At 68.1% G+C, this 12,179-nt stretch carries 12 protein-coding genes; 1 reads left to right on the forward strand and 11 read right to left on the reverse strand.

The annotated features are described in order from the left end of the window. Positions 1 to 36: 36 nt before the first annotated feature. The 6 genes from rseP to pyrH form a co-directional block, all read right to left on the reverse strand. Complete coding sequence (rseP, locus tag F3H32_RS11260; RefSeq protein ID WP_149765943.1) at positions 37 to 1,362, reverse strand: RIP metalloprotease RseP; 1,326 nt, start codon at positions 1,360 to 1,362, stop codon at positions 37 to 39. Continuing rightward, a complete protein-coding gene (gene dxr / locus F3H32_RS11265; protein ID WP_149765944.1) occupies positions 1,359 to 2,531 on the reverse strand; it encodes a 1-deoxy-D-xylulose-5-phosphate reductoisomerase in 1,173 nt (390 codons plus the stop codon). Before dxr ends, rseP begins: the two co-directional genes overlap by 4 nt. Positions 2,532 to 2,535: 4 nt before the next feature. Beyond that, entirely contained in the window at positions 2,536 to 3,390 is an 855-nt protein-coding gene (locus tag F3H32_RS11270) for a phosphatidate cytidylyltransferase (RefSeq protein ID WP_149765945.1), read from the reverse strand. Beyond that, positions 3,387 to 4,121 (reverse strand): polyprenyl diphosphate synthase, encoded by a 735-nt coding sequence (gene uppS, locus F3H32_RS11275; RefSeq protein ID WP_149765946.1) that lies wholly within the window; start codon positions 4,119 to 4,121, stop codon positions 3,387 to 3,389. Before uppS ends, F3H32_RS11270 begins: the two co-directional genes overlap by 4 nt. Before the next feature lie 3 nt (positions 4,122 to 4,124). Next, positions 4,125 to 4,688: a ribosome recycling factor gene (gene frr / locus F3H32_RS11280; protein ID WP_149765947.1), complete on the reverse strand. Its 564-nt coding sequence runs from the start codon at positions 4,686 to 4,688 to the stop codon at positions 4,125 to 4,127. A gap of 80 nt (positions 4,689 to 4,768) precedes the next feature. Continuing rightward, positions 4,769 to 5,503, reverse strand: a complete 735-nt coding sequence (gene pyrH / locus F3H32_RS11285; RefSeq protein ID WP_115755949.1) for a UMP kinase — start codon at positions 5,501 to 5,503, stop codon at positions 4,769 to 4,771. A gap of 86 nt (positions 5,504 to 5,589) precedes the next feature. Between pyrH and miaA the strand changes: the two genes are divergently transcribed. Beyond that, a complete protein-coding gene (miaA, locus tag F3H32_RS11290; protein ID WP_149765948.1) occupies positions 5,590 to 6,486 on the forward strand; it encodes a tRNA (adenosine(37)-N6)-dimethylallyltransferase MiaA in 897 nt (298 codons plus the stop codon). Between the two features lie 247 nt (positions 6,487 to 6,733). Here the strand turns inward: miaA and F3H32_RS11295 are convergent, their stop codons facing one another. The 5 genes from F3H32_RS11295 to trkA form a co-directional block, all read right to left on the reverse strand. Then, on the reverse strand, positions 6,734 to 7,114 hold the full coding sequence (locus F3H32_RS11295) for a translation initiation factor 2 (protein ID WP_149765949.1): 381 nt from the start codon (positions 7,112 to 7,114) through the stop codon (positions 6,734 to 6,736). Between the two features lie 141 nt (positions 7,115 to 7,255). Next, positions 7,256 to 8,563, reverse strand: coding sequence for a GTPase HflX (hflX, locus tag F3H32_RS11300; RefSeq protein WP_149765950.1), 1,308 nt, complete (start codon positions 8,561 to 8,563; stop codon positions 7,256 to 7,258). After that, positions 8,564 to 8,797 (reverse strand): RNA chaperone Hfq, encoded by a 234-nt coding sequence (hfq, locus tag F3H32_RS11305; RefSeq protein WP_020949330.1) that lies wholly within the window; start codon positions 8,795 to 8,797, stop codon positions 8,564 to 8,566. A gap of 80 nt (positions 8,798 to 8,877) precedes the next feature. Further along, positions 8,878 to 10,500 (reverse strand): potassium transporter TrkG, encoded by a 1,623-nt coding sequence (locus F3H32_RS11310; protein WP_149765951.1) that lies wholly within the window; start codon positions 10,498 to 10,500, stop codon positions 8,878 to 8,880. 8 nt (positions 10,501 to 10,508) lie between these two features. Further along, positions 10,509 to 11,885, reverse strand: coding sequence for a Trk system potassium transporter TrkA (gene trkA / locus F3H32_RS11315; protein WP_115755944.1), 1,377 nt, complete (start codon positions 11,883 to 11,885; stop codon positions 10,509 to 10,511). Positions 11,886 to 12,179: the final 294 nt, after the last annotated feature.

The raw sequence follows: 12,179 nt of genomic DNA on the forward strand, positions 1-12,179 counted from the left end.
GCGAAGCGGGCCGTGCTGTCAAAAGCCAAGGCCGGTTCACGGGCAGAAAAGATCGTTGCTGAGGCCCAGAACCATCAGCGACAGAACCGCCGCCAGCCCCAGCGCCGACAGGATGTCCATCACCCGGTCCGAAGGCCGCCGCCCCGCAACCGCCTCGTAGAGATAGAACATCAGGTGCCCGCCATCCAGCACCGGCACCGGCAAGAGGTTCAGAAAGCCGATGGCCGCCGACAGCACCGCGATCCACCAGATGAAGTTGCCGCCCCCCGCCGCAGCCGCCTGTCCCGTGGTCTCGGCGATCGAGATCGCGCCGCCCAGGTTGCAACTGCCGATCTGGCCGGTGATCATCGCCCAAAGCCCCGACACGGACGAGGCGATGATGTCCCAGGTGCGCGCGGCGCCGATCCCCAGCGCCTCGGCGGTGCCGGCCGGCCGGGTCGCCGGCTCGAAATAGGTGCCGCCGCCGGTCACGCCGATCAGCCAGCGCCGGGTATAGCCGTCCTCGGTCGGCAGGTCCTGTTCGCGCGCCGCCAGGGTATAGTCGGCCACCCCCTCGCCCTGGCGCCAGACCTTCAGCAGCACCGGCCGCCCCTCGGCCTTGGCCACATGTTCGCGCAGCTCGTCAAAGCGCGAGACCGGCTGTCCGTCGATGGCCAGGATCACGTCGCCGGGTTGCAGGCCCGCGGCCGCCGCCGAACTGCGCGGCGCGATGCCCGTGACCAACGGCGGCATCGGGCCAGGCCCCGGCACGGTGATCTGCGCGCCGTCGCGCAGCACCGTCCAGTCATGGCTGTCCCGCGCGGGCAGGTCGGCCGCAGCCGCGCCAAGATCGCGCCAGCTTTCGACCGGACGGCCGTCCAGCGCCAGGACGCGGTCGCCAGGCTGCAACTGCATCTCGACGCCGGGCGGCACCGGGTGCAGCCGGCCGACCTCGACCTCATCGACCGGCAGGCCCTGCCAGATCGCCATGCCGGCAAAGACCAGGATGGACAGGGCAAAGTTGAACAGCGGCCCCGCCGCCACGGTGGCGAAGCGCGCCCAAAGCGGCGCGCCGGTCAGGCTTTGGCGCGCCCGGCCCGGCTCGACCGGGACCGAGCCGGCGCTGGCCGCATCCGCATCGCCCAGGAAGCGCACATAGCCGCCCAGCGGGATCGCCGCCACCTGCCACAACGTGCCATGCCGGTCGCGGCGCGAGACCAGCCGCGGCCCGAAGCCCAGCGAAAAGCACTCGGCCTTGATGCCGCAAAGCCGGCCGATGATGTAATGGCCGTATTCATGCACGGTGACGATGATCGACAGCGCCACGACAAAGGCCGCCGCGGTCCACAGGAACCCGCCCATCATGTCCAGAACCAGGCTCATGCCGCCCCCTGCCATTGCGCGGCCGCCCGGCGCGCGAAACCGTCCCAATGCAGCACCTGGGCCAGGTCGCGCGGGCTTTGCCCGAAACCGGCCTCGCGCGCGGCTTGTTCCAGCGCATGCTCGACCGCCGGGGCCATGTCGGTAAAGCGGATGCGCCCGGCGATGAAATCATCGAGCGCCTGTTCCTTGGCCGCGTTCAGCACCGCGCCCGCGGCCCCCCCGGCCGCAATCGCCTCGCGCGCCAGGCGCAGGGCGGGCCAGCGCGCCTCGTCGGGCGCGGCAAAGCTCAGGCTGCCAAGCGCCGCCAGGTCCAGCGCCGGCACCGGCAGCGCGGCGCGCTCCGGCCAGTTCAGCGCATAGCCGATGGCATGGCGCATGTCCGGCGCCCCCAGATGCGCGATGCTGCCGCCGTCGCGATGCGTCACCATGGCATGGATGATCGACTGCGGATGCACCAGAACCCGCAAACGCTCGGCGCCAAGGCCGAAGAACTCATGCGCTTCAATGACTTCCAGCGCCTTGTTGAACATGCTGGCGCTGTCGATGGTGATGCGCTGGCCCATGTCCCAGTTCGGGTGCCGGCTGGCCTCGGCCACGGTGGCCTGCGCCAGCCGCTCCAGCGGCCAGTCGCGGAACGCCCCGCCCGAGGCGGTGATGGTCACATGCTCGACAGTTTCCAGGTTTTCGCCCTGAAGCGCCTGGAATATCGCGGAATGTTCGGAATCGACCGGCAGGATCCGCGCGCCGGTTTCGCGGGCGCGGGACATGACCAGCGGCCCGGCGGCGACCAGGGTTTCCTTGTTCGCCAGCGCCAGCGTGCCGCCGCGGGCCAGCACCTCCAGCCCCGGCGGCAGGCCGGCGGCGCCGACGATGGCGGAAAGCGTCCAGTCGGCGGGACGCGCCGCGGCCTCGGCCACGGCCTGCGGCCCCGCCGTGGCCTTGATGCCGCTGCAGGCCAGCGCGGCGCGCAACTGGTCCAGGCATTGCGGCCAGGCGGTGACGGCGATTTCGGCCCGCAAGGCGCGGGCCATCTGGGCCAGGCGCAAGACATTGGCACCGCCGGTCAGCGCGACCGTTCGGAACCGGTCCGGCCCGCCCGCGCGCATCAACAGATCGAACGCGCTTTCGCCGACCGATCCGGTCGCGCCCAGCACGGTTATGCTGCGCATCCTTTCAGCCTCCGATCACGGGTAAAAGATTGCCTATCAACAACACAAGCGCCACCAGCAGCGCCCCCGACATGGCGTCGAAGCGGTCCATCGCCCCGCCATGGCCTGGGATCAGATCGGAACTGTCCTTGACCCCGACCCGCCGCTTGAGCCAGCTTTCCGCGATGTCGCCGAACTGCCCGGCCAGCGCCAGCAGCGGTCCCAGCACCAGCACCGGCCAGGGTGCCTGGCCGACCAGCACCAGCAGCAGCGCCAGCACCAGCGCGCCCGCCCAGCCGGCGATGGTGCCGCTCCAGGTCTTCTTGGGGCTGATCGCGGGCCAGAAACGCGGGCCGCCCAGCTTGCGGCCGACGAAATAGCCCAGCAGGTCGGACAGCACCACGGTGCCGACGATCCAGGCCAAGGTGGGCAGGCCCATCACCTCGCGGATGACCACCAGCCCGTAGCCCGCCCCCAGGATCGCCAGGGTGAACAGCAGATAGGCCGGGCGTTCGTGTTCATGTGTGCCCGGCCAGCCGGCGATCATCGGCACCAGCGCCAGCGCCATCGGCCAGTCGCCGGGCAGCACCAGCATGGCCAGCATCACCAGCCCCGACAGGATGGCGATCAGCACCGGGTGGCGCGGACTGTGGAATTCGGGGTGACGCCAGCCGGTCAGCCGCGCCAGTTCCCAGATCATCACCCCGACGGCCACCGACACGCCCAGCCTGATCCACAACCCGCTGGAAAACAGCAAAAGCAGCCCCAGAACCGCCAGCACCGCGCCCGACAGGACGCGCGGCCAAAGGTCGGCCCATCGGTCGCGGCCGCGCTGCAAGGCGCCGCGCAACCGGCCCTGCTGGGGACCATCCCGGCTCATACGCTGCCGAAGCGCCGTTCGCGCAACCCGTAGCGGTCAAGGATTTCGGCCAGATGGTCCGGCGTGAAATCCGGCCAGAGCGTCTGGGTGAATTCATATTCCGAATAGGCCGCCTGGAAGGGCAGGAAGTTCGAGGTCCGCGTCTCTCCGCTGGTGCGGATCACCAGGTCGGGATCGGGATGGCCGGCGGTATCCAGGCAATCGGCCAGATCGGCCTCGGTCGGCTCGGCGATGTCGCCGCGCGCGATGCGGGCCGCCAGCCGGTTGGCGGCGCGCGCCAACTCGTCCCGGCCGCCGTAATTGATCGCCACGGTCAGGTTCAGCCGCGTGTTGCGGGCGGTGCGGCTTTCGATCCCTTCCATCAGGCGTTGCAGCTTGGGCTCCAGCCGCTCGCGCCCGCCGATGAAGCGCATGCGCACGCCTTCGGCCGAAAGCCCGTCGGCCTCGCGCTCGATATAGCGGGCAAAGATGCCCATCAGGCCCAGCACTTCCTCGGTCGAGCGCTTCCAGTTCTCGGTCGAGAAGGCATAGACGGTCAGCCAGTTCACCCCCAGGTCGGGACAGGCGCGGACGATCTGCTTGACGCGCTCGGCCCCGCGGCGATGCCCGACCAGCCGCGGCCAGCCCCGGTTCTTGGCCCAGCGGCCGTTGCCATCCATGATGATGGCGACATGGCGGGGCCGCTGGTCCCCTTCGCCGGGTTTCGACAGGCTGGCTGCGGTTTCGGCCATGCGTCAGACCTGCATGATTTCGGCCTGCTTGGCCTCGAGCGCCTGATCGACCGAGGCGATCATCTTGTCGGTCAGTTCCTGCACCGCCGTTTCCCAGAATTTCTGGTCGTCCTCGGACATGCCCGAGGATTTGGCCTTCTTGATCTGGTCCATGCCGTCGCGGCGCACGTTGCGGATGGCGACGCGGGCATGTTCGGCGAATTGCGCGGCCACGCGGGTCAATTCGCGGCGGCGTTCCTCGTTCAGTTCGGGGATCGGCAGCATGATGATGGTGCCGTTGAGCTGCGGGTTGATGCCCAGGCCCGATTCGCGGATCGCCTTCTCGGCCTTGCCGACCAGCGCCTTGTCCCAGATGTTGATCGTGACCATGCGCGGCTCGGGCACGTTCACGGTGCCGATCTGGTTGATCGGCGTGGGCGAGCCATAGGCATCGACCATGATCGGTTCGACCATGCCGGCCGAGGCGCGGCCGGTGCGCAGCGAGCCGAATTCATGGCGCAGGGATTCCATCGCGCCCTTCATGCGGCGTTCCAGGTCGTCGGTATCGATCTCGATCTCGTCGGACATGCTCGGTCATGGCCTCTATGCTGTGATTTTCGCCGCTTTTAGCCGAGCCGGGCCGGCATGGCAAAGCCTATGCGGGTTTTTCAGCCATGCACACGCGTATATGTGCCGTTGCCCGCCAGAATGCCGCGGAAACCGCCGGGCTCGTCCAGCGAAAAGACGATGATCGGCAGGTCGTTGTCGCGCGCCAGCGCGATGGCCGAGGCATCCATGACCCCCAGGTGCTTTTGCAGCACCTCGTCATAGGTCACGCTGTCGTAACGCTTGGCATCGGGGAATTTCTTGGGGTCCCGGTCATAGACGCCATCGACCTTGGTGCCCTTGAAGATCGCCTCGCAGTTCATTTCATTGGCGCGCAGCGTGGCGGCGGTGTCGGTGGTGAAATAGGGATTGCCGGTGCCGGCGGCAAAGACGCAGACGCGCTTCTTTTCCAGATGGCGGATGGCGCGGCGGCGGATATAGGGCTCGGCCACCTCGTCCATGCGGATGGCCGAGATAACGCGGGTGTGGATCGCCAGCGCCTCCAGCGCGGCCTGCATGGCCAGCGCGTTCATCACCGTGGCCAGCATGCCCATATAGTCGGCGGTTGCCCGCTCCATGCCCTGGGCGCTGCCCTGAAGTCCGCGGAAGATGTTGCCGCCGCCGATGACCATGCAGATCTCGACCCCCATGTCATGGACGGATTTGACCTCTTGGGCGATGCGGGCGACGGTCGGCGGGTGCAGGCCATAGCCTTGGTCCCCCATCAGCGCCTCGCCCGAAATCTTCAGCATGACGCGAGAATAGCTTCCGGGGGTCTTGGACGCGCTTTCCGACATGGGTTCACCTTTTTTGCGGCTGTTTCATCGCCCGGCAAAATGTCGCAAACAGGCTGCATGTTCAACCGCCGCCGACACGAGCCGAAATGACCCAGCGTCACCCCATCCTGTCCGAACTGGATCCCGGCCGCCATGTCCTGATCGCCGGACCCACCGCCAGCGGCAAATCCGCCCTGGCGCTGGAGATCGCCGAGCGTCAGGGCGGCACCATCGTCAATGCCGATGCCTTGCAGGTCTGGTCCTGCTGGCGGGTGCTGACCGCCCGCCCCACGCCCCAGGACGAGGCGCGCGCGCCGCACGCGCTTTACGGCCATGTCGGGCCGGGCCGCGCCTATTCCGTCGGCGCCTGGCTGGCCGAGGTTGCGGCGCTGCTGCGGCCCGGCGGCGGGCGGTTGATCGTTGTGGGCGGCACCGGGCTTTATCTTAACGCGCTCAGCCGCGGGCTGGCGGTGATTCCCCCGACCCCGGCAGAGATCCGCGCCAAGGCCGACCGCCTGCTGCGCGAGCCGGCGGGGCTGGCGCGGCTGATCGCGGATCTGGATGCGCCGACCCGCACGCGCATCGACCTGAAGAACCCGGTCCGCGTCCAGCGCGCCTGGGAGGTGCTGTCGACCACCGGGCGCGGCATCGCCGACTGGCAGGCCGAGACGCCGCCGCCCCTGATCGACCCCGCCACCGCGCATCTGCTGGTGCTGGACCCGGACCGCGACTGGCTGGCCAAGCGCATCGGCGGGCGCTTTCAGATGATGCTGGACCAGGGCGCGCTGGACGAGGTGCGCGCGATGCTGCCGGCCTGGGATCCCCAGGCGCTATGGGCCAAGGCCATCGGCGCGCCGGACCTGGTGGCGCATCTGCAAGGCCGGATCGACCTTGACGAGGCCGTCGGGCGCGCCATCGTCGCGACCCGGCAATACGCCAAGGCACAGCGCAGTTTCTTTCGCGGCAGGATGCGCGACTGGCGCTGGGTCCCCGTCGGCGGCTAAGCGGCAAGCGAATCGAGCCCCGCGCCGGGCGGGCTTCGTTCACGGCTTCGTTGATGGATTCGCATGTCGGCTCGGGGCGGTTCGCACCCGTCCGGCCGGTTTGGCGATCATGTTAGCGGCCCGGTCCCGGCCGGCGGAGCGGGCCGCCGCCTTGGGTGTCAATGCCCGGCGGCGTGACGGATGCGGCGGAATGCAAGCAATGCCCCACCGCGTCCGACCGCCGCCGGAGATCAGCCGAGCCTGCGGCTCAGCGGCATTCCAGTTGGATATTGACGGGGTTCGGCACCAGTTCCAGCATGGCGCCGGAACTTGCATCGACACCCGCGCCGATGATCCCGCCCACCAGCACATTGCCGGCCATTGCCGCGCCGCCGCCGCTGGCGATGCGGTTCGTCACCCGGATCTGCTGCGGCTTGCAGCGATCCTTCGTCACCATGACGTTCAATTCCGACTTGCGCGGAACCTTGAAGCTGCACGGGGTATTGTCGCAGGATTGCCCGTCGCTCAGCTTGACCTGCGCCCCGCCCGGCGTGGAGTTGACGACCAGCACGTCCTTGGTCCCGCGGGTGATGGTTGCGCAACCCGCCAGGGAAAATGCCGCGCAAAGCGCAAAGATACGTCCGACCATAAGAACCTCATACCATATGTGGATCGGGTCTTATTGTCTGTTTTGCGCAATCTCAAGCGGGTTTTTCGCCGCATTTTAGGTATTTAGCCGGAAACGCCTGCAAATATCGCTGCGGTTGGCCGGGCCAGCATCGTTCCCCGGTCAAAGCGCCTCGAACGCGGCCCTCTGCCGCCCGGTCCAGTGCAGGCGCAACCGGACCCCTTCCTCCAGCACCTCTTCGCGGGTGACGACGCCCTGCTGGTGCAGCCAGGCCCTGCGGCGCCCGTCGGAATGCGGCAGCAGCAGCTCCGCTTCGCATCGCGGCTCGTCCAGGGCCTCGGCCAGCAGCGCCTCGATGGCGGCCAGCAGCCCGTCCAGCCCCTCGCCCGACAGGGCCGAGATCGCCTGGACGCCCTGGGTGCGCGCATCTGTGCGCTGAAGCGCGGCGCGGATTTCCGGCGACAGCGCGTCGATCTTGTTCCAGACCTCGATCAGCGGCACGTCCTCTTCGACACCCAGCGAATCGAGGATCTCGCCGACGTCGCCGGCCTGCTCCTCGGTCTCGGGATGGCTGATGTCGCGCACATGCAGGATCAGGTCGGCGGCCAGCACCTCTTCCAGGGTGGCGCGGAAGGCGGCGACCAGCTCATGCGGCAGATCGCTGATGAAGCCCACGGTATCGGACAGGATGACCCGCCGCCCGCCGGGCAAGGTCAGTTGCCGCATCGTCGGGTCCAGCGTGGCGAAAAGCTGGTCCTGGGCCAGGACCTCGGCCCCGGTCAGGCGGTTGAACAGCGTGGATTTCCCCGCGTTAGTATAGCCGACCAGCGCCACGATGGGATAGGGCACCTTGGCGCGGGCCCTGCGATGCAGCTCTCGCGTCCTGACCACCCGTTCCAACTGCCGGCGCAGGCGCACCATCTGGTCGTCGATGGCGCGGCGGTCGGCCTCGATCTGGGTCTCGCCGGGACCGCCGACGAAACCCAACCCGCCGCGCTGGCGCTCCAGATGGGTCCAGGCCCGGACCAGCCGGGTGCGCTGATAGGCCAAGGCCGCCAGTTCCACCTGCAAGACGCCTTCGCGGGTCTGGGCGCGGTCGGCAAAGATTTCCAGGATCAGCCCGGTGCGGTCCAGGATCTTGACGCCCCATTCCTTTTCCAGGTTGCGCTGCTGGACCGGCGTCACCGGCCCGTCGATCAGCACCAGTTCGGCCCCCTCGCCCCCAGCGACGGCGGCAAGGTGCTGGCCGATTTCCTGGCGCTTGCCCTTGGAAAACAGCATGCCGGGATCGGGGTTGCGCAGCCGCGCCACCTCGGCCCCGGCAAGTTCGATCGCGGGCAGCGCACGGGCCAGCCCGACCGCTTCTTCCAGCGCCAGTTCCGGCGCGCGCCGGGTGCGCGCATTGCCCAGATCGGGATGGATCACATAGGCCCGTGTCGGGCGCTGGCGGGTTTCCGTGGGTTCGGCCAATCAGTCCTCGCCCTCATAGAGGCTGATCGGCTGCCCCGGCATGATGGTCGAGATGGCGTGCTTATAGACCAGTTGCGACTGCCCGTCGCGGCGCAGAAGCACGCAGAAATTGTCGAACCAAGTGATGACGCCCTGCAATTTCACACCGTTGATAAGGAAAATCGTGACCGGAACCTTGGCCTTGCGGACATGGTTCAGAAATGCGTCCTGGAGGTTCTGTTTGTCGCCGGCCATTCGATGCACCTTGTTCTTTCTTATCGCTGGTTTCCAAGACTTAGGCGAGCGCGCAGCGGCTTGCAAGCGCGCGATCCCGCCTAGCGGCGCCAATATTCCGGCGAAACCAGCGCCAGGATCGCCAGCGTCTCGACCCGGCCGACGATCATGGCGCCGGCCAGCACCGCCTTGGTCAACGCAGGCAGGCCCGCCCAGCCGGCCCAGGGCGCCCCCGCCATGCCGGCCGATCCCTGGAAGGTCGGGGTCAGCGGAATCGCGCCGGCAAGCTGGCCGGTATTGGTCAGCGCGGCGATGGACAGGATCGTCGCCGAATCGAACTCGATTCGCTGCAACGAGACCAGCATCACCGTCACCGCGATGGAACTGGCGAAAAGCATGAAGAAGATAAAGGCCAGATAGGCCCCTTCGCGCCGCAGCCGCCGCGCCATCCGGCCGCCGCCCCCGACCGAGGCGGGGTGCACGATCCGCTCCAGCTCGCGTTCGGAATGGCGGGCCAGCGCATAGACGCGCAGCAGCTTGACGCCCCCCGCCGTGGTGGCGACGCCGCCGCCCATCATCGCCAGCCCCGCCAGCATCAGGCCGGGCGAGCTCAGCCCCGACCAGTTGCGCGCGCCCTGCCATTCGACCGAGTTCCAGCCGGTGGTGGTCAGATAGCTAAGCCCGTTGAAGATGCCCCCCCAGGCGGCCGAGGCGGCGCTGTCCAGCGTGTCCAGAACCCCCTTGGCCCCGCTGGGCGATACGCCGATCGCGCCGGCGAAATGCCGCGCGAAAAGCACGACCGAAACCAGCAGCACCACGCCCGCCGCCATGCGCAGTTCCGGGTCCTGGACCCAGCTTTCGCTGGTCCGAAGCTCGCCCCCGCCGGGCCAGAAGCGGCGCGACAAGGCTGGGATCAGGAACAGGAAGATCACCACCTCGCCCATGATGCCGCTGCCCTGCCCCGCGGCGCCGTCGACCGGGCTGATGCCGCTGGTCGACAGCGTGCCCATGGCGCGGGTCAGTGCCAGCAGCCCCGGCTCGCCCAGCATCAAAAGCAGCATCCACATCAGCAGCGTCAGCCCGGCATAGACCGGCAGCACCACCCGGCCCGCCCGCATCACCCGATGCACCGGATCGGCCAGTTCGGTCTGAAAGCCGGGATGCGACAGATGACCCGCCGTCGGCGGCGCATCGGCCGAACGCGGCAGCCGCTCGGACCGCTCGCTGCGCCCATAGGGCGAGGACATGATCTCGAACCCGCCGACCCGCAGCGGCGCAAGCAGCGCGATCGCCGCCACCAGCATGAACAGCCCGCCAAGCCAGCCGACGATGGCCCGCCACAGATGCAGCGGCGCCGGCAACAGGTCGGCTGCGTAAAGCGACGCGCCGGTGGCGGTGATCGAAGAGGTCATTTCCCACCAGGCGTTGAAAAAGCCGGTATCGGGCTGGGACAGAACAAAGGGCACGGCCAGCATCGCCGGCAGCAGCGCCATGGTGCCCAGCATGGTCAACAGCACGCTCAGCGCCCTTGGCGCCTCGGGCCGGTCGGCGGTGGCAATGCCCAGCATCGCGGCAAGGATCGCGAACAGCCCCGCCGAACCCAGGAAGATCGAGCCGATCTTATGCTGATCCAGCGCATGGGCATAAAGCCCCGGCCACACCATGGCCAGCGCCCCGATCCCCGCCAGGATCACGATCAGCGGCAGGCGCAGCAATCGCTTCATCGCCCGCCTCAGAAGAAGTCGATCGAGACCTGCAACAGGCGCTCGACCTCGGGAATGTCGGAAACTAGGGCGAAGATCACCACGATGTCGCCCTCTTCGATGCGCAGATCGCCCGTGGGCTTGACCACGCGCCCGCCCTTGCGCACCGCGCCCATCAGCGCCCCCTCGGGAAAGTCGATGTCGCGCACCGCCCGCCCGGCGATGGGCGATGTCGACAGCACCTGCGCCTCGATCACCTCGGCCTCGGCATCGCCGACGGAATAGATGTCGCGCACCCGTCCGTGCCGGATATGGCGCAGGATGGTGGAAACCGTGCTGGCGCGCGGGTTGATGAAGGCGTCGATGTCCAAGGGCTCCATCAGCGGCATCAGGGTCGGGTCGTTGACCAGCGATATGGCCAGCTTGGCGCCGGCCTGCTTGGCGCGCACCGCGGCCAGGATATTGGTCTTGTCGTCGTCGGTGATGGCCAGCACCGCATCGGCGCGCGGCACCGCGGCCTCTTCCAGCAGTTCCGCCGACAGCCCGTCGCCATGCAGCACGATGGTCCGGTTCAACGCGTCCGCCGCATCCTCGGCGCGGGCGCGGCTGCGCTCGATCAGCTTGACGCGGATACGCTCGGGACGCGCCTCAAGCGATTGCGCGACGGCAAGGCCGACATTGCCCGCGCCGATGATGACGACGCTGTCCTGCCGCGCCATGGGCTTGCCAAAGATCTCCAGCGTGCGCGCCACGTCCTCGGTCAGGGTGAAGACATAGACCTGGTCGCCCTCGAAAAGCTGGTCGCCGGGTTCGGGCGCGAACAGCTTGCCGCCGCGCCGCACCCCGGCCACGATGGCGCTAAGGCTGATGAACATGTCGTTAAGCTGGCGCAGGGGCGTGTTCAGCACCGGGCTGTCGGGTTCCAGCGCGATCCCCAGAAGATGCAGCCGACCTTCCAGAAAGGTCTCGGCATCAAAGGTCGAGGGCGCCGAAAGCCGCTGCATCGCCGCGCGCGCCACCTCGCGCTCGGGGCTGATGACCACGTCGATGGGCAGGTGGTCGGTGCGATAGAGATCGGAATAGATCGCGTCCAGATAGGCCGAGCTGCGCAGCCGCGCGATCTTGCGCGGCACCTGGAAGACGGAATGGGCGACCTGGCAGGTGACCATGTTCACCTCGTCCGAATGGGTCGCGGCGATGATCAGGTCGGCGTCGCGCGCGCCGGCCCGGTCCAGCACGTCGGGATGGCTGGCAAAGCCGGTGACGCCCTGCACGTCCAGCGCATCGGTGGCGCGCCGGATCAGCTCGGCATTGGTGTCGATGACGGTGACATCGTTGCGCTCGCCCGCAAGATGGCGCGCGATATGCCAGCCGACCTGCCCTGCCCCGCAGATGATGATCTTCATTCCGGTCCCGGTTCATGCCCTTCTTGAAGCGCGATCCTAGCGCGGGGCGCCGGCGGCGGATACAGCGAAAGCGTCAGCGACACCCATGCCGCCACCCCGCCAGCGTCATCGCCGCATGAGTATTTGGAAAACGGTGAAGCGGTTAGGCTTTTCTTAACTTCGTTTCTGTAGACGGGTCATGCGGTACAGGCTGGAGAGCCGATGACCGCAAACGGTGAAAGCGCCCCGGATCGCCCTGGAGCGATCTTCAGACTCCCGGTGACCCGGGGCGCAGCATCTGCCATTCACCGTTTT

It is taken from the genome of Paracoccus thiocyanatus (assembly GCF_900156255.1).
GTDB classification, from domain to species: domain Bacteria; phylum Pseudomonadota; class Alphaproteobacteria; order Rhodobacterales; family Rhodobacteraceae; genus Paracoccus; species Paracoccus thiocyanatus.